The organism is Stenotrophomonas sp. YJH_SMC_82 (assembly GCF_059368875.1).
The window spans coordinates 348,586-373,139 of record NZ_JCAFSE010000002.1; the positions used below are offsets into that span (position 1 = coordinate 348,586).

At 66.9% G+C, this 24,554-nt stretch carries 26 protein-coding genes; 6 read left to right on the plus strand and 20 right to left on the minus strand.

Going from position 1 to position 24,554, the window contains the following annotated elements:
* Nucleotides 1–39: 39 nt before the first annotated feature.
* The 5 genes from AC5P53_RS09220 to AC5P53_RS09240 all read right to left on the minus strand — a co-directional run bounded on the left by AC5P53_RS09220 (nucleotide 40) and on the right by AC5P53_RS09240 (nucleotide 7,162).
* Nucleotides 40–1,455 (minus strand): cryptochrome/photolyase family protein, encoded by a 1,416-nt coding sequence (locus AC5P53_RS09220; protein ID WP_032959146.1) that lies wholly within the window; start codon nucleotides 1,453–1,455, stop codon nucleotides 40–42.
* 89 nt (nucleotides 1,456–1,544) lie between these two features.
* Entirely contained in the window at nucleotides 1,545–2,159 is a 615-nt protein-coding gene (locus tag AC5P53_RS09225) for an inorganic diphosphatase (RefSeq protein ID WP_014646782.1), read from the minus strand.
* 10 nt (nucleotides 2,160–2,169) lie between these two features.
* Entirely contained in the window at nucleotides 2,170–3,537 is a 1,368-nt protein-coding gene (locus AC5P53_RS09230; RefSeq protein WP_053496001.1) for a purple acid phosphatase family protein, read from the minus strand.
* Nucleotides 3,534–4,649 (minus strand): NHL repeat-containing protein, encoded by a 1,116-nt coding sequence (locus AC5P53_RS09235; protein WP_032959149.1) that lies wholly within the window; start codon nucleotides 4,647–4,649, stop codon nucleotides 3,534–3,536. Before AC5P53_RS09235 ends, AC5P53_RS09230 begins: the two co-directional genes overlap by 4 nt.
* Nucleotides 4,649–7,162 carry a TonB-dependent receptor gene (locus tag AC5P53_RS09240; protein ID WP_495227402.1) on the minus strand — a complete coding sequence of 838 codons (2,514 nt, stop codon included), beginning with the start codon at nucleotides 7,160–7,162 and terminating at the stop codon, nucleotides 4,649–4,651. The genes AC5P53_RS09235 and AC5P53_RS09240 overlap by 1 nt, the downstream gene beginning before the upstream one ends.
* A 217-nt stretch (nucleotides 7,163–7,379) precedes the next feature.
* On the opposite strand from AC5P53_RS09240, the gene upp reads away from it, so the two are divergent.
* Nucleotides 7,380–8,012, plus strand: coding sequence for a uracil phosphoribosyltransferase (gene upp, locus AC5P53_RS09245; protein WP_005409099.1), 633 nt, complete (start codon nucleotides 7,380–7,382; stop codon nucleotides 8,010–8,012).
* Nucleotides 8,013–8,126: 114 nt separating this feature from the next.
* On the opposite strand, the gene AC5P53_RS09250 is transcribed toward upp, so the two are convergent.
* Together AC5P53_RS09250 and AC5P53_RS09255 are read right to left on the minus strand one after the other, a co-directional pair.
* Nucleotides 8,127–8,606: an SRPBCC family protein gene (locus AC5P53_RS09250; RefSeq protein ID WP_014646778.1), complete on the minus strand. Its 480-nt coding sequence runs from the start codon at nucleotides 8,604–8,606 to the stop codon at nucleotides 8,127–8,129.
* A complete protein-coding gene (locus AC5P53_RS09255) occupies nucleotides 8,587–9,012 on the minus strand; it encodes an ArsR/SmtB family transcription factor (RefSeq protein WP_229653747.1) in 426 nt (141 codons plus the stop codon). The genes AC5P53_RS09250 and AC5P53_RS09255 overlap by 20 nt, the downstream gene beginning before the upstream one ends.
* 57 nt (nucleotides 9,013–9,069) lie before the next feature.
* Between AC5P53_RS09255 and AC5P53_RS09260 the strand changes: the two genes are divergently transcribed.
* Nucleotides 9,070–9,363 carry a PsiF family protein gene (locus AC5P53_RS09260; RefSeq protein WP_495227321.1) on the plus strand — a complete coding sequence of 98 codons (294 nt, stop codon included), beginning with the start codon at nucleotides 9,070–9,072 and terminating at the stop codon, nucleotides 9,361–9,363.
* Nucleotides 9,364–9,448: 85 nt separating this feature from the next.
* Here AC5P53_RS09260 and AC5P53_RS09265 read toward each other — a convergent pair whose 3' ends face one another.
* The 6 genes from AC5P53_RS09265 to rsmD all read right to left on the minus strand — a co-directional run bounded on the left by AC5P53_RS09265 (nucleotide 9,449) and on the right by rsmD (nucleotide 14,265).
* A complete protein-coding gene (locus AC5P53_RS09265) occupies nucleotides 9,449–10,336 on the minus strand; it encodes an MBL fold metallo-hydrolase (protein ID WP_019338337.1) in 888 nt (295 codons plus the stop codon).
* A 120-nt stretch (nucleotides 10,337–10,456) separates the two neighbouring features.
* On the minus strand, nucleotides 10,457–12,187 hold the full coding sequence (gene ggt, locus AC5P53_RS09270; protein WP_495227323.1) for a gamma-glutamyltransferase: 1,731 nt from the start codon (nucleotides 12,185–12,187) through the stop codon (nucleotides 10,457–10,459).
* Complete coding sequence (locus AC5P53_RS09275; RefSeq protein WP_004153175.1) at nucleotides 12,184–12,465, minus strand: YfhL family 4Fe-4S dicluster ferredoxin; 282 nt, start codon at nucleotides 12,463–12,465, stop codon at nucleotides 12,184–12,186. The genes ggt and AC5P53_RS09275 overlap by 4 nt, the downstream gene beginning before the upstream one ends.
* A 133-nt stretch (nucleotides 12,466–12,598) precedes the next feature.
* On the minus strand, nucleotides 12,599–13,090 hold the full coding sequence (locus tag AC5P53_RS09280) for a hypothetical protein (protein ID WP_032959157.1): 492 nt from the start codon (nucleotides 13,088–13,090) through the stop codon (nucleotides 12,599–12,601).
* Nucleotides 13,091–13,150: 60 nt separating this feature from the next.
* Nucleotides 13,151–13,660: a pantetheine-phosphate adenylyltransferase gene (gene coaD / locus AC5P53_RS09285; protein WP_014036814.1), complete on the minus strand. Its 510-nt coding sequence runs from the start codon at nucleotides 13,658–13,660 to the stop codon at nucleotides 13,151–13,153.
* A gap of 26 nt (nucleotides 13,661–13,686) precedes the next feature.
* Nucleotides 13,687–14,265, minus strand: coding sequence for a 16S rRNA (guanine(966)-N(2))-methyltransferase RsmD (gene rsmD, locus AC5P53_RS09290; RefSeq protein ID WP_014646773.1), 579 nt, complete (start codon nucleotides 14,263–14,265; stop codon nucleotides 13,687–13,689).
* An 819-nt stretch (nucleotides 14,266–15,084) separates the two neighbouring features.
* Here rsmD and htpG point away from each other — a divergent pair.
* Nucleotides 15,085–16,974, plus strand: a complete 1,890-nt coding sequence (gene htpG / locus AC5P53_RS09295; RefSeq protein ID WP_046429950.1) for a molecular chaperone HtpG — start codon at nucleotides 15,085–15,087, stop codon at nucleotides 16,972–16,974.
* A gap of 216 nt (nucleotides 16,975–17,190) precedes the next feature.
* Here htpG and AC5P53_RS09300 read toward each other — a convergent pair whose 3' ends face one another.
* A complete protein-coding gene (locus AC5P53_RS09300; protein WP_495227324.1) occupies nucleotides 17,191–17,490 on the minus strand; it encodes a hypothetical protein in 300 nt (99 codons plus the stop codon).
* Nucleotides 17,491–17,619: 129 nt separating this feature from the next.
* Between AC5P53_RS09300 and ftsY the strand changes: the two genes are divergently transcribed.
* The 3 genes from ftsY to AC5P53_RS09315 all read left to right on the plus strand — a co-directional run bounded on the left by ftsY (nucleotide 17,620) and on the right by AC5P53_RS09315 (nucleotide 20,433).
* Nucleotides 17,620–18,951: a signal recognition particle-docking protein FtsY gene (gene ftsY / locus AC5P53_RS09305; protein ID WP_046429948.1), complete on the plus strand. Its 1,332-nt coding sequence runs from the start codon at nucleotides 17,620–17,622 to the stop codon at nucleotides 18,949–18,951.
* 82 nt (nucleotides 18,952–19,033) lie between these two features.
* Nucleotides 19,034–20,158, plus strand: coding sequence for an A/G-specific adenine glycosylase (gene mutY, locus AC5P53_RS09310; protein ID WP_046429947.1), 1,125 nt, complete (start codon nucleotides 19,034–19,036; stop codon nucleotides 20,156–20,158).
* Nucleotides 20,159–20,163: 5 nt separating this feature from the next.
* Entirely contained in the window at nucleotides 20,164–20,433 is a 270-nt protein-coding gene (locus AC5P53_RS09315) for an oxidative damage protection protein (RefSeq protein WP_004153160.1), read from the plus strand.
* Nucleotides 20,434–20,507: 74 nt separating this feature from the next.
* Here AC5P53_RS09315 and AC5P53_RS09320 read toward each other — a convergent pair whose 3' ends face one another.
* The 6 genes from AC5P53_RS09320 to AC5P53_RS09345 form a co-directional block, all read right to left on the minus strand.
* Entirely contained in the window at nucleotides 20,508–20,957 is a 450-nt protein-coding gene (locus AC5P53_RS09320; protein WP_032958624.1) for a DUF6491 family protein, read from the minus strand.
* A 107-nt stretch (nucleotides 20,958–21,064) separates the two neighbouring features.
* Nucleotides 21,065–21,778, minus strand: coding sequence for a lipoprotein-releasing ABC transporter ATP-binding protein LolD (lolD, locus tag AC5P53_RS09325; protein ID WP_014036806.1), 714 nt, complete (start codon nucleotides 21,776–21,778; stop codon nucleotides 21,065–21,067).
* The gene (locus AC5P53_RS09330; RefSeq protein ID WP_032958619.1) at nucleotides 21,771–23,012 is read right to left on the minus strand and encodes a lipoprotein-releasing ABC transporter permease subunit; all 1,242 of its coding nucleotides are present in this window, start codon (nucleotides 23,010–23,012) and stop codon (nucleotides 21,771–21,773) included. The genes lolD and AC5P53_RS09330 overlap by 8 nt, the downstream gene beginning before the upstream one ends.
* Before the next feature lie 23 nt (nucleotides 23,013–23,035).
* Complete coding sequence (locus AC5P53_RS09335) at nucleotides 23,036–23,485, minus strand: hypothetical protein (protein WP_053496093.1); 450 nt, start codon at nucleotides 23,483–23,485, stop codon at nucleotides 23,036–23,038.
* Nucleotides 23,436–23,684 (minus strand): FAD assembly factor SdhE, encoded by a 249-nt coding sequence (locus AC5P53_RS09340; protein ID WP_005409080.1) that lies wholly within the window; start codon nucleotides 23,682–23,684, stop codon nucleotides 23,436–23,438. The genes AC5P53_RS09335 and AC5P53_RS09340 overlap by 50 nt, the downstream gene beginning before the upstream one ends.
* 75 nt (nucleotides 23,685–23,759) lie before the next feature.
* A complete protein-coding gene (locus tag AC5P53_RS09345) occupies nucleotides 23,760–24,545 on the minus strand; it encodes a succinate dehydrogenase iron-sulfur subunit (RefSeq protein WP_005409079.1) in 786 nt (261 codons plus the stop codon).
* Nucleotides 24,546–24,554: the final 9 nt, after the last annotated feature.

The following is a 24,554-nucleotide window of genomic DNA, read 5'->3' on the forward strand; positions in this document are numbered from 1 at the left end:
CCGCGTTCAGCTAACTGACTGGAACGCTCAGCCCGCGCTTTACCCAGCCCCCGTCTGCCGGTAGGCGGCCAGCGCAGCATCGCGGCCGGCGGCCAGATCCACCAGCGGCGTACGCGGATAGCCCGGGGCATGCGCCGCCAGCAGCAGCGGATGCTGCCACGGCGCGAAGCGCGCCTTCACCGGCAGCGCCGCCAGTTCGGGCACCCAGCGGCTGATGTAGCGCGCCTGCGGGTCGAACTTCTCCGCCTGGGTGACCGGGTTGAACACCCGGAAGTACGGGGCCGCGTCGGCGCCGGTGCCTGCCACCCACTGCCAGCCCATCGTGTTGTTGGCCAGGTCGGCATCGACCAGGGTGTCCCAAAACCAGCGCGCGCCCTGCAGCCAGTGCGCACGCAGGTGCTTGCACAGGTAGCTGGCAACAATCATCCGTACCCGGTTGTGCATGTAACCGGTGTGCCACAGCTCGCGCAGGCCCGCATCGACGATCGGCACGCCGGTGTTGCCGCGCTGCCAGTCATGCAGTTGCGCTGCAGTGGGCGTGGCCCAAGGGAAGCGGTCGAAACGCGGATTGAGGTTGTCGGTCGGCGTCTTCGGGAAGTGATGCAACAGGTGGTAGGCGAAATCGCGCCAGCCCAGTTGCCGCAGATAGCCGTCGATGTCGGCGTCAGTGCCGGCACTGCGCAATCTCTCCAGCGCATGCGCGATGCGCCACGGTGCGATCTCGCCGAAATGCAGATGCGGCGACAGCCGCGAGGTGCCGACCCGGTCCGGCAGGTCACGCTGCTCGCGGTAACCGCGCAACGCGCCGTCCTCGAACACGGACAACGCCTCCAGCGCGCCGGCCTCGCCCGGCTGCCAGTGCTCCCAGAAGCCGGAATCCCAGTCCAGCGTGGGCGCCAGCCGCAGCTCGTCCAATGCGAGGCCGTCGACCGAGTGCGCGGTCAGTGCCTTCGGCGCGGCACTCAGCGTCGGCAGGCGCCAATGACTGAGTACGTTGCGCCAGTACGGAGTGAACACCTTGTACGGCTGACCCTGCTGTGTCGCGATGTCCCAGGGCTCGAACAACAGGCTGCCATTGCAGCTCTGTGCGTCGATGCCCTGCTCGCGCAGCGTGCGTTTGATGGTGGCGTCGCGCGCCTGCGTAGCCGGCTCGTACTTGCGGTTCCAGTACACCGCCTCGGCGCCGGTCTGCCCGATCAGCAACTGCAGGGCCGGCAGGCTGTCACCACTACGCAGCACCAGCGACGAACCGCGCGTGCGCAGGTCGGCGTCCAAGGCACCCAGTGAACGGTGGCGCCACGCATCGGAGGCCGCGCCAGGCACCCACTCGCCTTCCTCGTGCGGCGCGTGGAGATAGACCGGCACCACGTCGTGACCCGCATCCAGCGCGGCCTGCAGGGCCGGATTGTCCTGCAGCCGCAGATCACGGCGGAACCATACCAACGCTACCGACACATGCACCGCCTTCGATGTGGAAGGCGGACATGATAGCCAGGGGCGGTGAAGGTGATGCGCGCGTCCGGCCACCCACCCACGGCGGGGTTCTAGCGCTTGAACCGCTGCATGGCCTCGCGGATCACTGACCGTGCCTCGGCGGCGTTGCCCCAGCCATTTAGCTGCACCGGGTTGCGCCCGGCCGGCAGGTCCTTGTAGACGCGGAAGAATGCTTCGATCCGCTGCCGTTCGGCCTCCGGCAGGTCCGCCAGGTCGCGGATACTGGCGTAGGTCGGGTCGACCTTGTCGGTCGGCACCCCGATGATCTTCTCGTCGTGCTCGCCGCCATCGATCATCTTCAGGTAACCGATCGGCCGGAAACGCACGATCACGCCCGGATGCAGCGGTTCGCGGGTCAACACCAGCGCATCCAGCGGATCGTTGTCGCCGGCCAGGGTGCGCGGCATCGAGCCGTAGTTGGCCGGATAGGCGACCGGCATCGACTGGAAGCGGTCCACGTGCACCAGGCCGTCTTCCTTGATCTCGTACTTGGTGAAGCTGCCGGCCGGGATCTCCACCGCCAGGTTCACTTCCTGCGGGGCCTGCGCCGGCTGGGCGACCAGGAAGGGATGCAGCACGGTATCGGCGGCGGTTACCGCACTGGCCAGCAACAGCAGGGACGCGCCGATGGCAGCCAATGGAATGATGCGGCGGGGTGTGGTCATCGGCGTCTCCTCATTCCCAGCAGCGGTCGGCGCGACCCTTGGCGGTCTGCGCACGCGGGCAGTCGCGTGGCGTGATGCGGCCTTCGGTCAACTCCGTGCGCTGCTTTCCACCCTTGGCATCACGACGCAATTCGAAGGCATCGTAAAGACGGCCGGTCACGGTGCGTGCTTCATAGCGCAGGTGCTGCGGGTCGATGTTCAGCACCTGGAACAGCTGGGTGTCCTCGGCCACCGGGTCCATCGTCCTGCGCGCTTCGTCGGAAAGGCGGTACTGCTTCGGTCCGGCCACGGTCACCACATACTGCGGCGTCGCGGCCTGCCCTTCGCCACGGCGGCCATAGGTGTGGTCATGGCCCTGCAGCACCAGATCGACGTTGTGGCGGCGTACCACCGGCAGCAGCACGTCACGCAACGCGGCGTTCTCGCGCCCTTCGCGCGGCGAGTAGAACGGCTGGTGCAGCAGCACGATGGTCCACGCCTGCCGATTGCCGGTCAGCACCTTGTCCAGCCACTGTGCCTGCGCCTTGGCGGTGCCGAGGTCGAGTGCCGATGTGCCATCGACCACGGCCACGCGCACGCCCTGCGCATCGAACCAGTAGCTGGTCTGCTGCGCGGCGGTGGCACCATTGCCCGGCAGCGCGAACGTCACCGGCCAGTGGCGGCCCAGCACGCGGCGCTCCTGCGGGGTGTCCTCGAATTCCTCGAAGTACTCGTGGTTGCCGATGGCCGGCGCCACCAGCGTTTCCTGCGCCAGCCAACTGGTCGCAGCGAACCACTCACCCCACTCGCTGTCATCCATGTTGTCGCCTCCGCTGACCAGGTCACCGGCAAACAGACTCATGCGCGCCTGCGGCGCAGCCTTCTGCGCGGCACGCACCACGCGGCTGACATGGCTGACGTTCTTGTTCTGGGTATCGCCGAAGTACAGCAGGGTCAGCGGCTGATCGGCGCTGGCCAGCGTGCGCAGCTGGTTCCAGGCGCTCCAGCTGCCATTGCCCTGCACACGGTAGACGTACTGGGTATCCGGCTGCAGGCCATCGATATCTGCCCGATGGTGGTGCGACAGACCGTTCTCGGTCTGCAGCGCGCGGGTCGTCGCACGCACCTGGCGGATGCCTTCAATGGCCGGCGAATCTGCGGCCAGCGCGATTTCCAGCAGCGGCGCCTGCACGCTGTCGTCGGTACGCCAGGCCACGGCGAACCCATGGCTGGAATCAACCGCCGGCGAGGCGACGATGCGGTCCGGCACCGTCGTCGCCGCGTAGTGGCGGCTACCTGCCGGCACCTGGGTATTCGGTTCGGCCGCCGCGAACGACAGCGACGGCAGCGCCAGCAGCAGGCCCAGCGCCAGCGCGCGCATTACGCACTGCCCGCTCATGCGCCACACTCCAGCGGCAACGCCAGCTGCTTGGCGATGCTCTCCCAATCGAAGGCCACCACGCCCTGGTCGTCATGTACTGCATACAGCGCACCGTGTGGGAAGCGCGCGCTGGGCTGCTGCATCATCCAGATGCCATCGGTGTTGGCCACGGTATTGCCCTGGAACGCGCCGACCGGCTTCAGCGTGTGCCGGTCGAACAGGTGGAACACGCTGCGCTGCTTGCCCTGTTCGGTGGTGATCCACCAGCCGTCCTTGCCGCAGGTGCGCAGGGTCACGCCTTCGGCCTGGGCCTTGAACACGTCGCGGCCAAAGGTGGTGCCAGTGAAGCGGCCCGCCAGGGTGTAGACCTTGAACTCGCTGGCGTAGCGCTCGTCCTCTTCGGCAATCAGCAGCCGGTCGTTCTCGGGGTCGCCCCAGATCGACTCGACCACGCGCAGTGCACCGGCCTCGGTGGTATCGCCGATGCTGGCCACCAGCTTCGCCTCGACCTTCGCGCCGTCGCGGGTCACATGGTACTGGCGCACGCGCTTGTCCAGCTCGGCCAGCGGCGGCAGGATGTCACGCCCCTGCGCATCCTCGCCGTTGTCCCAGGAATCGGTGACGTAGACGCTGTAGCCATCGGCACGGCGGTCGACCCACAGACCGTACGGCTTGCGCAGGTCGTCCGCAGCGAAGGTCGCCAGCGGCGCGAAGTCCGGCAGGCTCAGCACCTGCACGCGGTGATTGTCGCGCTCGACGATCCACAGCAGGTCGTCGGTCACCGCGATGCCGTTTGGGCGGTCGAACTGCCCCGGTGCGGTGCCGCTGCTGCCGACGTCACGCAGGTGCTGGCCGGTGCTGCCGTCGTAGACCACCAGCTTGTCGGTGGCCTTGGCGGTGGCGATCAGCCACAGCGCGCCGTCCGGCGCGCGCCAGGCCGCCGGCGAGTCGATGTTGTCGGCCGGGGTCATCGGTGACAGGAACGCTTCGGCGATGGTGCTCACCACGCGCTCGCCATTGGCGGCCGGCGCGGCCGCTCCCGCAACCGGATCGTTGCCGGTGGCCGGCGTGCAGCCGGCGACCAGCGTAGCCGCCAGCGCGGCGGCCAGGACAGTGACGCCACGCCCCATCACAGCGCCACCTTCAGGCCCAGCGCATAGGTGCGGCCGTACTCTTCCATCTGCAGGGTGCGCGAGCGGGTGCCCTGGTACAGCTCCAGCGGCTTGTCCAGCAGGTTCTGCGCTTCGAAGTACATGCTCACGCGCGGGGTGAACTTGTAGTCCAGCGAGAAATCGAGCTGGGTGTTGGGTGCCACGTAGATGTCGAATGCACGCCCCTTGCCGATGCTGTCCAAATACTCGCTGCGGTACACGGCCGCCAGACGCGTGCTTACACCGTACTTTTCATAGCCGATGTGTGCGCTGTAGACATGCTTGGAAGCGCGCGGCAGGGTGAAGTCCTCGCCCTCACGTCCCTTGATGCCGGCATCGAACGTGGTGTCCAGCCAGGTGCCACTGGCACCGACCAGCAGGCCATCCAGGCCCTCCGGCAGGAAGGCCAGCTGCTGCTGCCAGTTGAACTCCGCGCCACGCACGATGGCCTTGCGACCATTGATCGGCTGGGTCACGTCGAATCCGCCGTAGGCCGGATCATTGGTCCGCACGGTCTCCACGATGTAGCCATCGATCGACTTGTGGAACAGGCCCAGCGAAACGATGCCGCTGCTGCCGATGTACTTCTCCACCGACAGGTCGATGTTCTTCGACTCGTACGGATCCAGTTCCGGGTTGCCCAGGCGCACTTCCTCGTCACCGCGGCTGTAACCCACGCGCGGCGAGACGTCGCCGAAGGACGGGCGCGATACGGTCTTGTTGGCCGAGGCGCGCAGCACCCAGTCATCGGCCGCGTCATAGCGCAGATGCAGGCCCGGCAGCACGTTGGTGTAGCTGCTGTTGGCCACGCGCGGGGTGACCGTGAAGCTGCGGCCGTTGGCGGCCACGTCCACCTGGTTGCCGACTGCCTTGAAGCGGGTGTTCTCCACGCGCACGCCGCCGATGATGCGCAGCGCGCCCACATCCCAGGTACCCATGGCATAGCTGGCGAAGATGTCCTCGCTGGCCACGTAATCCTCTTCCAGCGACGTCATCGCATTGCCGCCGACATCCTGCGGGCGGGCGCTGTACTGGCCACCATTGGCGGCCCAGAACGCGCGCATCGCAGCCGAGTCCATGCCATCCCCCATGTTGCCGTGGCGATGCTCCGGCGAAGAGGTGGTCCAGCTCGACAGCACCACCTTCGGGCCGACGCGCAGTTCGCGCTCATCGACATTCACGTCGCGGTCGCGCCAGCGGCCCAGCAGGCCGAACTTGATGCTGCTGCTGTCGCCGTCGAAGCGCACGTTGACCTGCGCGCTGTGTTCCTTGTCGTTCACCTGCTTGGGCGAAAGCACGACGCGGTCGAACGCGTAGTTGCCGTTGTCCAGCCACTGCGGATTGTCGAAGCTGTAGCTGGGCAGGCGGCTGCTCTGGTCCAGGGTGCCATTGAAGGCCTTGCCGTTGAGCTTGAAGCGCGCCTCCATCTCGTCGTTCACGCGCTCTTCGGTACGGGTGTAGCCGATCCGGTAATCGACCACGGCGTTGGTCAGCTTGTTCTCGCCACCAAGACTGGCCGCAAAGGTGTTCTCCTTCTTGGTGCGGTAGCGCATGCGCTTGTCGATCGAGTCCTTCGGCATGCCATCGAGCCGGTACTGGTCGGTGCCGGTCTTGACCATCTTCGCGTCGTCGAAGTTGAAGATCACGCGCTGGCGGGTCTCCGCATCGTCGAACTGGCTGTACAGCGTGCGCAGGTAGTACGTGCTGTCTTCGTTGGGGCGCCAGTCGAGGTTGAGGTTGGCACCGATGCGCTTGCGCTCGATCTCGTACTTGCGGTGCTGCAGGTTGATCGCGGTCACGTCACCGGGGGCGGCATCGTCCTCGCCGTCATATTCCACTTCGGTGTTGTCCGACTCGAACTTCCGCTTCTGGTAGTTCACGCCCAGCGCCACGCCGAACGTGTCGTTGAACACTTCGCTGTAGTTGAAGGCGGCCTTGGGGCTGGTCTCGCCGGACAGCTGCTGGTGGCTGCCCTCGATCTTGCCGCGCAGGCTGCGGCCGTCGCGGTCGAAGGCCGACGCCGATTCCACCAGCACGGCGCCGCCGATGGCATCACCGGGCATGTCCGGGGTCGGCGACTTGACCACGCGCAGGCGCTCGGTGGAGTCCGATGGGATCACGTCCAGCGGCGCGGCGCGGCTGGAATCTTCCGGCGTACCGATGGCGATGCCATCCACGCTGACGCTGTTGAGATTGGCATCCAGGCCGCGAATGACCACGAAGCGGCCTTCGCCCTGGTCGCGGGTCACGCTGACGCCCGGCAGGCGCTGCAGTGATTCGGCCACGTTCTTGTCCGGATACTGGCCCAGGGTATCGGAGGACACCGCGTCCTCGATGGCGTCGCTGCTGCGCTTGAGGTCGACCGCGCGGATCTGCGATTCGAGCTGGGCGCGCACTTCGATACGGTCCAGGTCTACCGCGTCGGCCGCCACGGCGCCGGTAGCGGCTACCGCCTGTTGCCCGGCAGCCTGCAGCGGTGCCGCGGCCCCCATCGCCAGGGTCAGGGTGATGGCAACGGCCAACGGAGTCTTGATATGCACTGGGAATCCCCATTCCTGTTAAGAATGGGTCTGCACGGTATGTCCGCAAGGTTGCATGGCCGTGACATGCGCCTGCACATTTCATGTACATCAGATCCAGGCCCGGTTTGGGATTCGACACGCCAATCCGGCAAAATGGCCTCCTCTCTCCTTTTCCCCCTTCCCGACCATGAAGATCGTCGAAGTGCGCCACCCGCTGGTGCAGCACAAGATCGGCCTGATGCGCAACGCTGCGCTCAGCACCAAGGATTTCCGCGAACTGGCCAACGAGCTGGGTACGCTGCTGGCCTACGAGGCCACCGCCGACCTGGACACCGAGCCGCACACCCTGCCCGGCTGGGCCGGCCCGGTGACGGTGCAGCGTATTGCCGGCGCCAAGATCACCGTGGTGCCGATCCTGCGTGCCGGCCTGGGCATGCTCAGCGGCGTGCTGTCGCTGATCCCGGCGGCCCGTGTCAGCGTGGTCGGCCTGCAGCGCGACGAGGAAACCCTGCAGCCGGTGCCCTACTTCGAGCGCCTGACCGGCCGCCTGGAAGAGCGCGACGCGCTGATCCTGGACCCGATGCTGGCCACCGGCGGCACCCTGATCGCCACCATCGACATGCTCAAGCGTGCCGGTGCCCGCCGCATCAAGGGCATCTTCCTGGTGGCCGCGCCGGAAGGCATCGAAGCGGTCAAGGCCGTGCACCCGGACGTGGAGATCTACACCGCAGCCATCGATGCCCAGCTCAACGACAAGGGCTACATCCTGCCGGGCCTGGGCGACGCCGGCGACCGCATCTTCGGTACCCGCGTCGGTTGATCCGGTGAACCGGGGTCAGAGCCCTTTCACAGCGAAAGGGATCCGACCCCAACATCGCGGGGGTCGGACCCCTTTCGCAGAAAGGGCCCTGACCCCACCACCCCGCATTCCGGCCTACAGCCCGGCGGCGAAGGCTTCCAGCTGGTCGATGGCGGTGTTCCAGCCGTCGAAGAAGCCCAGCTGCTCATGCTGGTCACGCAGCGCCTTGTCCGGGTGCATCACCCGCGCGGTGTAGCGGCAGCCCTGCCCCTCGTCCTCCATCGTGATCACGGCGGTAAAGCCCAGCCAGGGTGACTGCGGTCGCCAGCCCGCACCCAGCATCGAGGTGAACACCAGGCGCTGCTGCGGCACGATCTCCAGGAAACTGCCCGGATTGTCACTGCTGCCGCCATCGGGACCCTGCATGAAGGTGTGGAAGGCCCCGCCGGGGCGCAGGTCGAATGCGCGTACCTCGGTGGTCCACGGCTTCGGGCACCACCACTGGCGCAGCAGTTCCGGGTCGGTCCACGCCCGCCACAAGGCGGCGCGCGGTGCGTTCAGCACACGGCAGATCACCAGATCGGTGTCGGGGTTGTTACCTGCGTCTACGGCCATGGGCCTGCTCCTGTCGGTGAAGGGTTTCGACGAAATCGACCATGCGGTCGGAACGCGCTTCCCAAGCCGCACGCTGTTCTGCGAGCCATTGTTCGGCCTGGCCCAGCCGCGCCGGCACCAGTTCGCAGGTGCGTGTGCGCCCCTGCTTGTGGCTGCGCACCACGCCGCTGCGCTCCAGCACGGCCAGGTGTTTCATCAGTGAGGGCAAGGCCATCTCGAAGGGTTCGGCCAGCATCGACACCGTGCGCGGCCCCTGCCCCAGCGCCGCTACGATCGCGCAACGGGTCGGGTCGGCCAGTGCCTGGAAGACGTCTTCAATGGCAGGATAATACTTACCCATATAGCTAAGTAATACGCCGGTCTGAACGTTGCCGCAAGCAGGCGCGGCACTGGCGTGATTCTTCACGTGGCCTTGCCGGCCTGAAGCGAATGCTCCGCGCACCCGCCACCCTTGGAGCTCTCGATGAAAGCCTCTTTCCTGCTGGCCGCCGTCCTGCTGGTCGGCCTGCCCCTGGCTGCCAACGCCACAACCCCGCAGCAGCAGCGCATGGCCGAATGCTCGGCCAAGAACAAGGGCTTGAAGGGTGATGCCTACAAGACCGCGCAGAGCTCCTGCCTCAGCGGCCACGCTGCCGAGACCAAGGCGGTCAATCCGCAGCAGGAACGGATGCGCAAGTGCAACGCTGACGCGGGCGCGAAGAAGCTGGCCGGTAATGCGCGCAAGACCTTCATGAGCAGCTGCCTGAAGTCGTCATAATCGTCGCGTCCGGATCGAACGCCATCCACGCATGGCGTGGATCTGCCACCGTCAGTGAAAGGCCGGGCATTGCCCGGCCTTTTCATTACCCCAGGGCGCGCGCCTTCAGCTCGCCCTGTTCGTGCAGGGTCACGAAACGTCCCTTGTCATCACGGCCCAGCTGCGCCAGCGCCACCTGCGGGTCGTGGGTGAAGAACAGCCGCACGTTGCGCGCCAGCTTGTCTTCAAGGAACTGCCGCTTCTCGTCGATCAGCAGCTCGGCGTTGCGGTCGTAGCCCATGGTGATCGGCACGTGTACCCATGAGCGCCCCGGGATCAGGTCGGCACAGAACACCACGCCACCATGCGCACTTTCGCCGGCATGCGCGTGACCGACGATCTCGGCCAGCATCAGTCCCGGCGTATGCCCGTCGCTGTAGCTGAAGCGCACGCTGCGGCCAAGTGCCTTCGAGTACTCCCCGTCCACCACTTCCAGCCGGCCACTGGCCTGCAGCAGGCCCGGCAGTTCCGGAATGAAGCTGGCACGGTCGCGCGGATGCGGCTGCACGGCGCGCTGCCAATGCTGCGCACCGACCACATAAGTCGCATTGGGGAACAGCAGTTCCGGCTCTCGCCCTTCGCTCCATGCCGCCAGCAGGCCACCGGCATGATCGAAGTGCAGGTGGCTGAGCACCACCACGTCGATATCCTCGTGCTCGAAGCCGGCTTCGCGCAACGAATCGATCAGTACGTGCTGGCTTTCCTGCACGCCGTAGCGCTCGCGCATGCGCGGATCGAAGAACGCCCCGATACCCGTTTCAAACAGCACGGTCTTGCCTTCCAGCGGACTGGCAAGCAGTGCGCGGCAGGCCAGCTCGATGCGATTGAGCTCGTCCGGCGCCGCCCATTTTTCCCACAACGCACGCGGTGCGTTGCCGAACATCGCGCCGCCATCGAGGCGCTGCGAGTTTCCACGAATAGACCAGAGTTTCATGCGTCGATTATCGGCGCCGGCCCGTTAAATAATCGCTAGAAAGGAAACAGAAAACCCCGCCGGCAAAGGCGGGGTTTCGGTAATCTGCCGGATTGCCGGCCAGCAGCCGGCGCTACCGGATCAGCGTGCCGGCACGACCTGGGCGCTGCCCACCGGGTTGCGGGGGTCGCTGCCGCCGAACAGCTTGTTCGCCTTGCGGTCCCATTCCACGGTCTGCAGGTTGCCCCACACGTGACTGGAACCGCGGCCGCCTGCGGCGACGTCACCCGGCAGGTCGATCTTGTGGCCCATCGCCTGCAACTGCTTCACCGTCGCCGCGTCGAACGCATCGTCCTCGGCTTCGATCAGGTCCGGCAGCCACTGGTGGTGGTAGCGCGGCAGCGCGGCAACCTGCTGTGCATCCAGGCCGTCGTCGTAGCCGAGGATGCCCAGCAGCACCATGGTGATGATGCGGCTGCCACCCGGGGTGCCCAGCACCACGACCTTGTCGGCGTTCTCCATGAAGGTCGGCGTCATCGAGCTGAGCATGCGCTTGCCGGCCTTCGGCGCATTGGCCTCATAGCCCATCACGCCGAACGCATTGGGCGTGCCCGGCTTCAGCGCGAAGTCGTCCATCTCGTTGTTCAGCAGCACGCCGGTGCCCTTGGGAATCAGCCCCGAGCCATACAGCAGGTTGACGGTCTGGGTGGCGCCGACGCGGTTGCCGTCGCGGTCGATGATCGAGAAGTGCGTGGTCTCGTCATCTTCCAGCGGCGTCGGGTTGCCCGACAGCAGGTCGCTGGGCGTGGCCTTCTCCAGATGGATGGTCGCCCGCAGGCCCTGTGCGTAGTCCTTGCTGGTCAGCACTTTCTGCGGGATCTGCACGAAGTCCGGATCGCCGAGGAAGAAGGTGCGGTCGCGGTAGGCGCGGCGCATCGACTCCACCACCAGGTGGGTGCGGTGGGCCGGGTCCATCTTCCTGATGTCCCAGCCTTCCAGGATCTGCAGCATGCTGGCCAGCGCGATGCCACCGGACGACGGCGGCGGCGCGGTGGTGATCTTCCAGCCGTTGTAGTTGAACACGATCGGCTCGCGCTGCTTGACGCGGTAACCGGCCAGTTCTTCAGCGGTCCACTTGCCGCCAGCCTGCTTCACGCCCGCCAGCAACAGCTTTCCGGTCTGGCCCTTGTAGAAGCCATCAAAGCCACCCGCGGCCAGGCGCTCCAGCGTCTGCGCCAGTTCCGGCTGCTTGAACAGGTCGCCGCTGGCGATCGGCTTGCCATTGCGCAGGTAGACCTCGCGCGTGCCGGGATAGCGCTCCATCACTTCACGCCGCGACGCGTAGCCCTTGGCCATGCGGTCGTACACCGGGAAACCTTCGCGCGCGATGCGGATCGCCGGCTGCAGCGAGGCGGACAACGGCAGCTTGCCATGCTTGGCCGACAGCTCGACCAGCGCTGCGGGCAGGCCGGGAATACCCGCCGACCAGGCACCGTTGACCGAACGATCACGGTCCAGGTTGCCCTGCTTGTCGAGGAAGGCCTGCGGGGTCGCCGCAGCCGGGGCGGTCTCGCGCGCATCCAGCATCACATCCTTGCCGGTGGCCGCGTCGTGCAGCAGGAAGAAGCCGCCGCCGCCCAACCCGGAACTGATCGGCTCGACCACCGCCAGCGTGGACGACACCGCCACTGCAGCGTCGAAGGCGTTGCCGCCCTGCGCCAGGATGTCGATGCCGGCCTGGGTGGCCAGTGCGTGGCCGCTGGCAATGGCCGCGCCATCAGGGCGATCGGCACGGGCCGGGCTGTCAGCCCAGGCCATGGGGCTCAGCAGCAGGCCGAGCAGCAACAGGGGGTGGACGATCAGCGTCTTCATTCGGATGGGGGCTCCGCGTAGAGTTCGGGGTGATCGTGCTGCAGCTGGCGCAGCTTGGCCAGCAGCTGGTCTTCCGTTTCCACGATCTCCGGGTCCGGGTCGATGCACTCGACCGGGCAGACGACCACGCACTGTGGCTCGTCGAAATGACCCACGCATTCGGTGCAGCGCGCAGGGTCGATCACGTAGATGGTTTCACCCATCGCAATGGCCTGGTTGGGGCAGGCCGGCTCGCACACGTCGCAGTTGACGCAGAGCTCGTTGATTTTCAGCGACACGGCGATACTCCTCGCCCGCGCCCTGGGACAAAGGACCGGCCAGCGCGGGCGCGCGGGCCGGTCAGGTCATCAGCGGCGCCCCTTGCAGGATGCCGCCCGGGCCATGCCGGAGCATGGCCGCCATGGCTCGGTATTACTTGGCTTCGACGAAAATGTACTCGGCACCGGTCGGCTGGATCGCAGCCTGCACGCGGGCGTTGTCGGCCGACTGGCCGATGAAGACGACGCGCACGCCCTTCATCGAATCCGGCGACACGTCCTTGAACACGGCCTGGATCATGTCAGCCATCTTGCCCGAGGCCGACGAACCGAAGGCCAGCATGTTGCCCGGCTGCACGCCACGGGCCACGGCCTGGGTCGCGCTCTCGGTCTGGCGCTCGTACTTGGCCTGGAAGTCCGGGTCCGATTCCGGCGAGAGGTAGTACAGGAACGGGCTGTTGGTGATGTTGCCCATGTTCTGGATCGCCACTTCCTGCAGGTACTTCTTCCAGCCTGCATCGTCGTCCTTGGCCGGGGCGACCAGGGCCGGCTTGGCCTCGTCGACCGGAGCGGCCTCTTCCTTCTTGCAGGCGGTGAAGGCCAGGGCCAACGAAGCGATCAGCATCGCGCGCATGGTGGTGTTCATGGGTTTCCTCCCGGAATGGTGCGTGGTGGTGTACGTAATGGGGTGCGGGTACAGCGGGGCTTACGACTGTGCCGACTTCGCTTCGCGGACCTTGCGCAGGGCTTCGAGCACCGCGGCCGGCACGAAACCGGACACGTCGCCGCCCAGGCGCGCGATCTCGCGGACCAGCGAGGACGAAATGAAGCTGTGCTGCTCGGCCGGGGTCAGGAACAGGGTCTCGACCTCGGGGATCAGGTGGCGGTTCATGCTGGCCATCTGGAATTCGTACTCGAAGTCGGACACCGCGCGCAGGCCGCGCAGCAGCACCCCGCCCTGCACCGAACGTACGAAATGGGCCAGCAGGGTATCGAAGCCGATGACCTCGACGTTGCCGTGGTGGGCCAGCGCGCCACGCGCCAGCTGCACGCGCTGCTCCAGCGGCAGCGCCGGGCCCTTGGACGGGCTCTGCGCCACGCCGACCACGACCTTTTCGAACAGCGGCGCGGCCCGGCTCACAAGGTCGATATGACCGTTGGTGATGGGGTCGAACGTGCCGGGGTAGACGGCAATGCGGCGATTGGCCACGGTCATGGGCGGATGCAGATGTTCAGATGAGGTCAAAGTGTAGCAGTGGCACGGCGGTACAGGGCAAAGCGCACCTCGCGGGTGCCACCCTCGCGGTGCAGCAGCCAGTCCGGCGGCAGCACCGGCACGTGGCCGGCCGGCGATTCCAGGTACAGCCAGGCGTCGGCGGCCAGGTGCCGCGGCAGCTGGGCCAGCACGTCCTGCCACAGGCCATCGGCAAACGGCGGGTCGATGAAGACCAGGTCGGCCTGCTGCGCCTGCGCCCCTTGCAGCCAGCGCAGGGCATCGGCCTGCACGACGGTGATCTGGTCGCTGGCCTGCAGCCTGGCGACGGCGGCGGTCAGGTTGCGTCCCAGCTGCGCATCGCGCTCGACCAGGGTGGCGTGGGCAGCGCCACGCGAGACCGCCTCCAGGCCCAGCGCGCCACTGCCAGCGAACAGGTCCAGCACGCGGGCCCCGCCGAGCTTGGGCATCAGCCAGTTGAACAGGGTCTCGCGCACGCGGTCGCTGCTGGGGCGAAGGCCCGGCAGGGTCGGCACCGGCAGCCGGGTATTGCGCCAGCGCCCGCCGATGATGCGGACCTGGCCGTCATTGCCACCGCGGCCGCTCATCGGCGCCCCCGGCGGGAGGAATTCGAGAAATTCAGCATGAGCGGGATTGTAGTTCGGCCGGGCGGCGCCCGGCACCCGCAGAAGCCGAAGCAACAGCAACAGCGGGCATCCCCGCGGGATGGCGGGGTGGGTCCGGTTGAGGGGGACGCTGCAAGTACGTCCATGTAAGCTCGGTCGCCGCATCCATGCGGCTCACGCCCCCTCAACCGGACCCACCCCGCCTTCGACAGTTTCCTGCGATCTGTCGGAACGGCTCTTGGGGTCAGATCCGTTTTCCTGCAGAAAACGGATCTGACCCCATTGGATGCACCCCGCCTTCGACAGTTCCCTGCGATCTGTCGGAACGGCTCTTGGGGTCAGATCCGTTTTCCTGCGGAAAACGGATCTGACCCCAGATTTATTTCGATGTCTGACAGATGTGTCGACCAAGGTCGACACCCACCAACAGCCGAGTGAACCTGTCAGAGGCGGGGCGGTGTGGGGTGGCAGGACCGTTGGCGCCATGGATGGCGCCATCGAGCCCCCATGGGTGAGGGCGCTTTGCTTGCGAAGCACTGCTTCGCAAGCGCCCGAACGCACAGCCGCCAGCGGCTGGGCCGGCCCCCGGAGGGGGGTTTACGGCGTGTCCTGCCAACCCACACCGCCCCGCCATCCCACGGATAGCCCGCTGTTGCTGTTGCTGTTGCTGTTGCTGTTGCTTCGGCCTCTGCAGGTGCCGGGCGCCGCCCGGCCGACCAACCCCTTGATTTCGGGACAATCAGCCATACCCCTTGGCGAGGCCGCACGCGCTGGCGCGGCATTGCACATGGAGCCCTATCGATGACCGAGACCACCCAGACCGAAACCCTTGGCTTCCAGACCGAAGTCAAGCAGCTGCTGCAGCTGATGATCCACTCGCTGTACTCCAACAAGGAGATCTTCCTGCGCGAGCTGGTCTCCAACGCCGCCGACGCCGCCGACAAGCTGCGCTTCGAAGCCCTGACCCAGCCGGCCCTGCTGGAAGGCGACAGCGAACTGCGCGTGCGCGTCAGCTTCGACCCCGCCGCCCACACCATCACCATCGAAGACAACGGCATCGGCATGAGTCGCGCCGAGGCGATTGCCCATCTCGGCACGATCGCCAAGTCCGGCACCGGCGATTTCCTGCGCCAGCTGTCCGGCGACCAGAAGAAGGATTCGCAGCTGATCGGCCAGTTCGGCGTCGGCTTCTACAGCGCCTTCATCGTTGCCGACGAGGTCGAAGTGACCTCGCGCCGCGCCGGCCTGGCCGCAGGTGAAGGCGTGCGCTGGACCTCGCGCGGCGAAGGCGATTTCAACGTCGCCACCGTCGACAAGGCCGAGCGCGGCACCCGCATCGTCCTGCATCTGAAGGATGGCGAGCATGATTTCGCCGACGGCTGGCGCCTGCGCAGCATCCTCAAGAAGTACTCGGACCACATCGGCCTGCCGATCCAGATGCCGAAGGAAGGCGAGGAAGGCGCCACCGTCGAGTGGGAGACCGTCAACCGCGCCAGCGCGCTGTGGACCCGTCCGCGCACCGAGATCGGCGACGCCGAGTACACCGAGTTCTACAAGCACGTGGCGCACGACCACAGCGATCCGCTGGCGTGGAGCCACAACAAGGTCGAAGGCAAGCTGGAGTACACCTCGCTGCTTTACGTGCCCGGCCGCGCGCCGTTCGACCTGTACCACCGCGATGCGCCCAAGGGCCTGAAGCTCTATGTGCAGCGCGTGTTCGTGATGGACCAGGCCGAGCAGTTCCTGCCGCTGTACCTGCGCTTCATCAAGGGCGTGGTCGACTCCAACGACCTGTCGCTGAACGTCTCGCGCGAGATCCTGCAGTCCGGCCCGGTCATCGATTCGATGAAGGCGGCGCTGACCAAACGCTCGCTGGACATGCTGGACAAGCTGGCCGCCGACAAGCCGGAGCAATACGCCACGTTCTGGAAGGAATTCGGCCAAGTGCTGAAGGAAGGCCCGGCCGAGGACTACAACAACCGCGAGAAGGTGGCCGGGCTGCTGCGCTTCGCCTCCACCCGCGGCGACAGCGATGCGCAGACGGTGTCGCTGGCCGATTACCTCGGCCGCATGACCGAAGGCCAGGACAAGATCTACTACCTGACCGGCGAGAGCTACAGCCAGGTGCGCAACAGCCCCCACCTGGAAGTGTTCCGCAAGAAGGGCGTGGAAGTGCTGCTGCTGACCGACCGCATCGACGAGTGGCTGATGGGCTACCTGACCGATTTCGACGGCAAGGGCTTCGTCGACATCGCTCGTGGCGACCTCGACCTGGGCGCGCTGGAAACCGAAGCGGACAAGCAGGAACAGGAAGCCGCGGCGAAGGACAAGCAGGGCCTGGTCGAGCGCCTGAAGACCGTGCTGGGCGATGACGTGGCCGAAGTGCGCGTGTCACACCGCCTGACCGATTCGCCGGCGGTGCTGGCCATCGGCGAACAGGACCTGGGCCTGCAGATGCGCCAGATCCTGGAAGCCAGCGGGCAGAAGGTGCCGGACAGCAAGCCGGTGCTGGAAATCAACCCGGGCCACCCACTGATTGCCAAGCTGGATGCCGAAGCCGATGGCGCGCGTTTCGACGACCTCGGCCGGGTGCTGTTCGACCAGGCCGCGCTGGCCGCCGGTGACAGCCTGAAGGACCCGGGTGCCTACGTGGCGCGGCTGAACAAGCTGCTGCTGGAGCTGTCGGCCTGATCGACAGGGTGGTCGCCGGGCATGGCCCGGCTTACCCGGCGGTGCTCTGGTAGAGGCCGACCTTGGTTGGCGCCCCAAAAGCGTGCCAACCAAGGTTGGCACCTACCGGGGCGGATCGAGCGTGCCAGCCAAGGTTGGCACCTACCGGCGCGGGTGGAGAGTGCCAACCAAGGTTGGCACCCACCAGGGGCGGCGGTTGGCGCCTGCCGAAGGGGTTCAGGCGTCGCGATCCAGCAGCGAACCCAGCATCTGGTCCTGGCGGCGGATCACCGCGGCATTGGCGGCGAAGGCCACCACCTCGGCTTTCGCGGCCAGCAGGTCACCCGGCGGCGCGCCGGCATCGGCGCCGACGGGAATCACCGCGGCCTGCACCCCACCCTGCCCGGCAGCACTGCCCTGCAGCTGCAGGCGCTGGGCATCCGGGGTCGCCAGGTTGGCCACGTTGTGCGCAGCCACCTGCACGCCCTGCTGGGACGCACGCATCCCGCCGAGGGCAATTCCCATCACGTTGTCCATGGCGGTCTCCGGGCCGCACGACGCAGCCCTCCGGACCGGTTAACGGCCGGCGGGCCGCGACCTTGAGTCCACATCGGCCCGACAGGCCCGAGTGGTAGCATATCCCCCTGATTTCAGCGCCTTTTGCCAATGCTCAGTTTTTTCCGCCGCAAGAAGCCCCAGGATGCCCCCGCAGCGGAGGCACCCAAGACCCAGCACTACTCGGCTGAAGAGCTGGCGGCGGCGTTCCCGTCGGCCGCGCCGGTCGAGGACAAAGAGCCAGCACCGGTAGCCGTACCGGCCGCGCCTGCGCCGGCCGAGCCGCCGCCGGCAGCCGTCGTTCCGGTCGCTTTCGAGCCCACCCCGGTGGTTCCGGCTCCGGTGGTTCCGGCTCCGGTCGTTCCCGCTCCGAGCGCTCCGCAATCGGCCGCCCGGATCGATGTCGCCCCGGTGGCGGCCCCGGCCATCGAACCGGCACCCGCACCACTGCCTCAGCCCACCCCGGCACCGGTCACCGACGACCTGCCTGCCGCCGCCTCGATCGATGCCGTTCCGGCGCCTGCCGGCAAGCCCGGCTGGCGCGAACGCCTGCGCAACAGCGTCATCGCGCGCAGCTTCGGTGGACTGTTCTCGCGCAACCCCAAGCTCGACGACGATCTGCTGGACGAACTGGAAACCGCACTGATCACCGCCGACGTCGGCGTGGGCGCCACCACCGATCTGGTCGAGGGCCTGCGCAAGCGCATGAAGTCGCGCGAGTTCGCCGACGCCAATGCGCTGCTGGCCGCGTTGCGCGCCGAGCTGATCGCGATCCTGCAGCCGGTGGCCAAGCCGCTGGTGATCGATCGCAACGCCAAGCCCTTCGTGGTGCTCACCGTCGGCGTCAACGGCGTCGGCAAGACCACCACCATCGGCAAGCTGGCCAAGCGCTTCAAGGACGACGGCCACAGCCTGATGCTGGCTGCCGGCGATACCTTCCGCGCCGCCGCCGTGGCCCAGTTGCAGGCCTGGGGCGAGCGCAACGGCGTAGCCGTGGTCGCGCAGGGGCAGAACGCCGATGCCGCTTCGGTGGCATTCGACGCGCTGCAGGCCGGCAAGGCCCGCGGCACCTCGGTGCTGATCGCCGATACCGCCGGCCGCCTGCACACCCAGTCCGGCCTGATGAACGAGCTGGGCAAGATCCGCCGCGTGCTCGGCAAGATCGACCCCACCGCCCCGCACGAAGTGCTGATGGTGATCGACGGCACCACCGGCCAGAACGCGCTGTCGCAGTTGCGCCAGTTCAATGCCGCAGTGAACGTGACCGGCCTGGTGGTGACCAAGCTGGACGGCACTGCCAAGGGCGGCGTGGTGTTCGCGCTGGCCCGCGAGTTCGGCATCCCGATCCGCTTTGCCGGTATCGGCGAGCGCCCGGAAGACCTGCGCGTGTTCGATCCGGAAGCCTTCGTCGACGCCCTGCTGCCCGAAGCGCTGGGCGCCTGATACACCGCGCAGCCACGCATGGCGTGGCTCTACCGCAGCCTGGTAGAGCCACCCCACGGGTGGCTGCCTCTCTGGAACTCCAATGCCCCGCCAGCCGCACGCCAGCGCCGAAACTGCAGAACGGGACGGTTTCGTCGCCCGCCTGCTGCACTGGTTCGACGACCATGGTCGCCACGACCTGCCCTGGCAGCACCCACGCAGCCCCTATCGGGTCTGGCTGTCGGAAATCATGCTGCAGCAGACCCAGGTAGCCACGGTCATCCCGTACTTCCAGCGGTTCCTGCAGCATTTCCCGACGCTGCCCGACCTCGCCGCCGCCAGCAATGACGCGGTGATGGCGCAGTGGGCCGGGCTCGGCTACTACGCCCGCGCACGCAACCTGCATGCCGCCGCGAAGCGCTGCGTGGAACTGCACGACGGCGACCTGCCGCGCGATTTCGATGCCTTGCATGCCCTGCCCGGCATCGGCCGCAGCACCGCAGGTGCGATCCTCAGCCAGGCCTGGAACGATCCGTTCGCGATCCTCGATGGCAACGTCAAGCGCGTGCTCAGCCGTTACCACGGCATCGACGGCTTTCCCGGCCTGCCGGCCATCGAGAAACAGTTGTGGTCGATTGCCGAGGCGCACGTGGCGCAGGTGCCGGCCGGGCGAATGGCTGATTACACCCAGGCGCAGATGGACCTGGGTGCGACGGTGTGCAGCCGCGCCAAGCCAGCCTGCGTGATCTGCCCGCTGCAGGACGCGTGCGCGGCGCGCCGCGAAGGCCGTACCGCCGAACTGCCCACGCCCAAGCCCAGCAAGACCCTGCCCGAGCGCGAAGCCGTGGCCCTGCTGCTGCGCGATGCCCAGCAGCGCGTGCTGCTGCAGAAGCGGCCGGACACCGGCATCTGGGCGCAGCTGTGGACGCTGCCGCAGGCCGATGCCGGCAGCGTACTGCAGGACTGGTTCGACGCGCACGTCGAAGGTTCGCTGGAAGACGCCGAGGAACTGCCGGTGTTGCAGCACACCTTCAGCCACTACAAGCTGCACCTGCAGGTACTGTCGCGGCAGGTGCACGGCCTGCGCGTGGAAGAACCCACGCTGCGCTGGGTCGCCAACGACGAGCTGCCCGCGCTGGGCCTGCCAGCGCCGATCCGCAAGCTGCTCGACGGCGCCACGACCAAGGCGCCGAAACGAAATTCCAAGAAACCCCGCAACCACGAGTGAGTGCCATGTCCCGAACCGTCTTCTGCCAGTACGAACAACGCGATGCCGAGGGCCTGGACTTCGTGCCCTACCCCGGCGAACTGGGCCAGCGCATCTTCAACAACATCGGCAAGCAGGCCTGGGCCGCGTGGCTCGCGCACCAGACCATGCTGATCAACGAAAACCGCCTGTCGCCGCGCACCCCGGAGCATCGCGCATTCCTTGAGGGCGAACTGGTCAAGTTCCTGTTCGAGAAGGACGCGGAAAAGCCTGCCGGCTTCACCCCGGAAGCCTGACCCACAGGTAGTGCCGGCCGCTGGCCGGCATCGCGCAGATGCCAGGTTGCCGGCCAGCGGCCGGCACTACCGCGCTATTTCGTATTTTCCTCGCGCTCCTGCACCTGCGCCTGGCGCAGCTCCTGCTCGGAGGCACGCAGTGCCTTCACGTCCAGCTTGCGGATGCTGTTGATGAAGCACGGCATGCGCGGGCCACCGGTCGGGTCGCGCACCAGCACCTTGTCGAAACGCGATGACACGCGGCCCATGCTGCTGGTCAACCCGATGGCGGTGGCGTACGACAGGTCCGGGCACGGACCACTCAGTTCCAGCAGGTAAGCCTCGCTCGGCCGGGTCCACACCGCCAGCGCGCTGTCACCCAGTTCGGTCCAGCCATTGAGGCTGCCGAAGAACTGCATGTCGTTCTGCGGCGCGCCGGCGTGGGCGCGGTAAAGATCCAGTTTCTCGGTACTGCTGAGCCGGCCGGTGGTCGCGCAGGCGGCCAGCGCCAGGCAGAGTCCGGCGATCAGGATCGGGGTCTTCATGGCGATCTCCTCGGGGAACCTGCTGCGATCATGCGCCGGCCGATGTGCGACCGGCGCGAGGGCAGGTAAACCCGTTCAGGCGCCGGGAGGCGGCCGTTGCCGGCCGCTCAGACGTCGGCGTGGGCCAGTGCGTGCAGGCGCCCTTCGCGCAGCTCCAGCACCCGGTCCAGGCGCCGCGCCAGGCTGCGGTCGTGGGTAACCAGCACCAGGCTGGTATGACGCGCGCGGTTGAGTTCCAGCATCAGCTCGAACACGGTGCCCGCGGTGCGGTCATCCAGGTTGCCGGTCGGCTCGTCACCGAGCACGCAGGCCGGATGATTGACCAGCGCACGTGCCACCGCGGCACGTTGGCGTTCGCCGCCGGACAGCTCGCCCGGCTTGTGGTCCAGGCGATGTCCGAGGCCGACCGCTTCCAGCAGCGTGGTGGCCCGGCTGCTCGCTTCGGCCACGGCAGTGCCGGCCAGCAGCACCGGCATCATCACGTTTTCCAGCGCGGTGAACTCAGGCAACAGGTGGTGGAACTGGTAGACGAAGCCCAGCGCCTGGTTGCGCAGCAGGCCACGCGCGGTGTCCGACAGCGCGGACATGCGCTGGCCGGTCACGTAGACCTCGCCTGCGGTCGGAATATCCAACCCGCCCAGCAGGTGCAGCAGCGTGCTCTTGCCGGCACCGGAGGCACCGATGATCGCCACGGTTTCGCCGGCGGTCACGGTCAGGTCCAGTCCATCGAACACCGGGGTCTGCATGCGCCCTTCGGCGTAGGTCTTGCCCAGTGCTTCGGCGCGGATCACCTCATCGCCGCGGTTGAAGACCTTATTCATAACGCAGGGCCTCCGCCGGCTGGGTGCGTGCTGCCCGCCAGGCGGGATACAGGGTGGCCAGGAAGCTCATCAGCAGCGCGACCACGGTGATCGCCACCACGTCGCCGGTCTGCATGTCGGTCGGCAGGCCGGTGATGTAGTACACATCCTCCGGCAGCAGCTTGACGTTGAACACGCTCTCGATTGCACCGAGGATGCGTTCCAGGTTGAGGGTCAGGGTGATGCCGCCGATCAGGCCGGCCAGCGTGCCGAAGATGCCAATCAGCGAACCCTGCACCATGAACACCTGCATCACCCCGCCCGGGGTCAGGCCGAGGGTGCGCAGGATGGCGATGTCGGCCTGCTTGTCGGTCACCAGCATCACCTGCGAGGACACCAGGTTGAACGCACCCATGGCGATGATCAGCGACAGCAGGATGCCCATCACCACCTTCTCCATGCGCAGCGAGTGGTAGAGGTTGGCGTTCTGCTGGGTCCAGTCACTTACCCGGTACGCACCACCCAGGCTCTGCGCCAGGTCCACACCCACTTCCAGCGAGCGGTCCATGTCGTGCAGTTTCAGCCGCACGCCGGTGGCGCCGTCGCTGCGCAGCACGCGCTCCAGGTCCTGCATGTTGGCGAAGCCGACGCCCCGGTCGACCTCGTTGTAGCCGGCCTCGAAGATGCCGCTGACGGTGAAGCGTTTCATCCGCGGCACGGCACCGGCAGGCGTGCCCTGCACTTCGGCGAAGGTCACCAGCACCTGGTCACCGACGTCGACGCCGAGCCAGATCGCCAGTTCCTTGCCCAGCAGCAGGTTGAAGCTGCCCGGCGTCAGGCTGGCATAGCTGCCCTTGGTGACCTTCTTGTCGATCACCGATACCTTCGGCTCCAGCGCCGGATCGATGCCCTGGATGATCGCACCCTGCACGCGCGGGCCGCTGATCATCGACTGGATCTCGATGTAAGGCGCGGCACCGGCCACGCGCGGATCCTTGCGGGCTACGTCGACCACGCGCATCCAGTCCGGCATCGGCTCGCCGTCGCGGCTGATGGTGGTGTGCGCGGTCATCTGCAGCAGGCGGCTGCGGATTTCCTTCTGGAATCCGCTCATCACCGCCAACGTGGTGATCAGCACCGTAACGCCGAGCGCGATGCCCAGGATCGATGCCATCGAGATGAAGGAGATGAAGCCGTTGCGGCGCTTGGCGCGCAGGTAGCGCAGGCCAATGGCCACGGGAATGGGTTTGAACATGCAGGCACGCCGGTCAATTCAGCTTATGGTGCCATCGTCCGGGGCTGACGGGAAACGGCGCGTGCGGCCACGGCCAGTCGCAGTTCACGTCGCTGCCCGGAATCGAGCACATCCGGCCAGAACAGCAGGCACCGGCGGCGCTGGTCCTGATGCCAACGCAACAGCAGCCACGGCCCGCGCACCACCAGCCGGGGTGCCTCGACGTCCTGCCCGGCCACCCGAATCGGCTCGGGAAGCGGAGGCAGAAGCACCTGCACGCGCGGCCTGCGCTGGCGCCAGGCCAGTTCGGCCAGGCCCGTGCACCAGGCCAGCACCACTGCGGGCATCAGCAGCCGTGAAGGCAGATCCGATGCGCGCAGCAGCCACGGCGCAGCCAGCAGCACCGCCAGCTGGGCGGCGGCCTGCAGCCGCGAGGGGCGCCACTCAAGGCTTGAGGGCGAGGATCTTCTGCATGAGGGGGATCGCGTGCGCATGCGGGCAGGCCTCGTAGCCCATGAACCAGCGCCACAACTTATCGTCCTCGCAGTCGAGCAGGAACAGGAAAACCTCGCGCTCTTCGGTCGGCGCAGTGCTCCACTCGTGGTCCAGGTAGCGGCCGAACAGCTGGTCCAGCTCACGCATGCCGCGGCGGCAGCGCCAGCGCAGCTTCTTCAGCAGAACGTCTTCTTCCATCGTGTTTCTCCAGATACAGCAAAGCCACGCATGGCGTGGCTCTACTGGGGTCATGCAACTACCCTGCGCCGTGTATCAGGCGCGGCGTTCCATCATCAGCTTCTTGATCTCGGCGATCGCCAGTGCCGGGTTCAGGCCCTTCGGGCAGGTCCGGGCGCAGTTCATGATGGTGTGGCAGCGGTACAGCTTGAACGGATCTTCCAGATCGTCCAGGCGCGCACCGGTGTCCTCATCGCGCGAGTCGATGATCCAGCGGTAGGCCTGCAGCAGGATCGCCGGGCCCAGGTAACGCTCGCCGTTCCACCAGTAGCTCGGGCAGCTGGTCGAGCAGCAGGCGCACAGGATGCACTCGTACAGGCCGTCCAGCTTCTTGCGGTCTTCCGGCGACTGCAGGCGCTCGCGGTCCGGCGGTGCCGGGGTCTGGGTGCGGATCCACGGCTTGATCGACGCGTACTGCGCGTAGAAGTGGGTCAGGTCCGGAACCAGGTCCTTGACCACGTTCATGTGCGGCAGCGGGTAGATCGGCACTTCCTTCTTGCCGCAGTCCGAGATGGCTCGGGTGCAGGCCAGGGTGTTGGTGCCGTCGATGTTCATGGCGCACGAACCACAGATACCTTCGCGGCACGAGCGGCGGAAGGTCAGGGTCGGGTCGATCTCGTTCTTGATCTTGATCAGGGCGTCCAGGACCATCGGGCCACAGGCGTCCAGATCGACTTCATAGGTATCGGTGCGCGGGTTGCTGTCGTCGTCAGGACTCCAGCGGTAGATCTTGAAGGTGCGCACGTTCTTGCCGCCGTTCTTGACGGGGAAGTGCTTGCCCTTCGTGATCTTGGAATTCTTGGGGAGTGAAAACTCGGCCATGGCTGCTCT

Bases quoted from the DNA above. Each gene is read 5' to 3' on its own strand.
- AC5P53_RS09300 (WP_495227324.1), bottom strand. From the start codon at position 17,490: ATGGACAACGTGATGGGAATTGCCCTCGGCGGGATGCGTGCGTCCCAG.
- coaD (WP_014036814.1), bottom strand. From the start codon at position 13,660: ATGACCGTGGCCAATCGCCGCATTGCCGTCTACCCCGGCACGTTCGAC.
- upp (WP_005409099.1), top strand. From the start codon at position 7,380: ATGAAGATCGTCGAAGTGCGCCACCCGCTGGTGCAGCACAAGATCGGC.
- lolD (WP_014036806.1), bottom strand. From the start codon at position 21,778: ATGAATAAGGTCTTCAACCGCGGCGATGAGGTGATCCGCGCCGAAGCA.
- AC5P53_RS09320 (WP_032958624.1), bottom strand. From the start codon at position 20,957: ATGAAGACCCCGATCCTGATCGCCGGACTCTGCCTGGCGCTGGCCGCC.
- ggt (WP_495227323.1), bottom strand. From the start codon at position 12,187: ATGAAGACGCTGATCGTCCACCCCCTGTTGCTGCTCGGCCTGCTGCTG.
- AC5P53_RS09235 (WP_032959149.1), bottom strand. From the start codon at position 4,649: ATGGGGCGTGGCGTCACTGTCCTGGCCGCCGCGCTGGCGGCTACGCTG.
- rsmD (WP_014646773.1), bottom strand. From the start codon at position 14,265: ATGAGCGGCCGCGGTGGCAATGACGGCCAGGTCCGCATCATCGGCGGG.
- AC5P53_RS09340 (WP_005409080.1), bottom strand. From the start codon at position 23,684: ATGGAAGAAGACGTTCTGCTGAAGAAGCTGCGCTGGCGCTGCCGCCGC.
- mutY (WP_046429947.1), top strand. From the start codon at position 19,034: ATGCCCCGCCAGCCGCACGCCAGCGCCGAAACTGCAGAACGGGACGGT.
- AC5P53_RS09225 (WP_014646782.1), bottom strand. From the start codon at position 2,159: ATGACCACACCCCGCCGCATCATTCCATTGGCTGCCATCGGCGCGTCC.
- AC5P53_RS09260 (WP_495227321.1), top strand. From the start codon at position 9,070: ATGAAAGCCTCTTTCCTGCTGGCCGCCGTCCTGCTGGTCGGCCTGCCC.
- AC5P53_RS09230 (WP_053496001.1), bottom strand. From the start codon at position 3,537: ATGAGCGGGCAGTGCGTAATGCGCGCGCTGGCGCTGGGCCTGCTGCTG.
- AC5P53_RS09315 (WP_004153160.1), top strand. From the start codon at position 20,164: ATGTCCCGAACCGTCTTCTGCCAGTACGAACAACGCGATGCCGAGGGC.
- AC5P53_RS09335 (WP_053496093.1), bottom strand. From the start codon at position 23,485: ATGCGCACGCGATCCCCCTCATGCAGAAGATCCTCGCCCTCAAGCCTT.
- AC5P53_RS09250 (WP_014646778.1), bottom strand. From the start codon at position 8,606: ATGGCCGTAGACGCAGGTAACAACCCCGACACCGATCTGGTGATCTGC.
- htpG (WP_046429950.1), top strand. From the start codon at position 15,085: ATGACCGAGACCACCCAGACCGAAACCCTTGGCTTCCAGACCGAAGTC.
- AC5P53_RS09265 (WP_019338337.1), bottom strand. From the start codon at position 10,336: ATGAAACTCTGGTCTATTCGTGGAAACTCGCAGCGCCTCGATGGCGGC.
- ftsY (WP_046429948.1), top strand. From the start codon at position 17,620: ATGCTCAGTTTTTTCCGCCGCAAGAAGCCCCAGGATGCCCCCGCAGCG.
- AC5P53_RS09345 (WP_005409079.1), bottom strand. From the start codon at position 24,545: ATGGCCGAGTTTTCACTCCCCAAGAATTCCAAGATCACGAAGGGCAAG.
- AC5P53_RS09330 (WP_032958619.1), bottom strand. From the start codon at position 23,012: ATGTTCAAACCCATTCCCGTGGCCATTGGCCTGCGCTACCTGCGCGCC.
- AC5P53_RS09280 (WP_032959157.1), bottom strand. From the start codon at position 13,090: ATGAACACCACCATGCGCGCGATGCTGATCGCTTCGTTGGCCCTGGCC.
- AC5P53_RS09240 (WP_495227402.1), bottom strand. From the start codon at position 7,162: ATGGGGGCCGCGGCACCGCTGCAGGCTGCCGGGCAACAGGCGGTAGCC.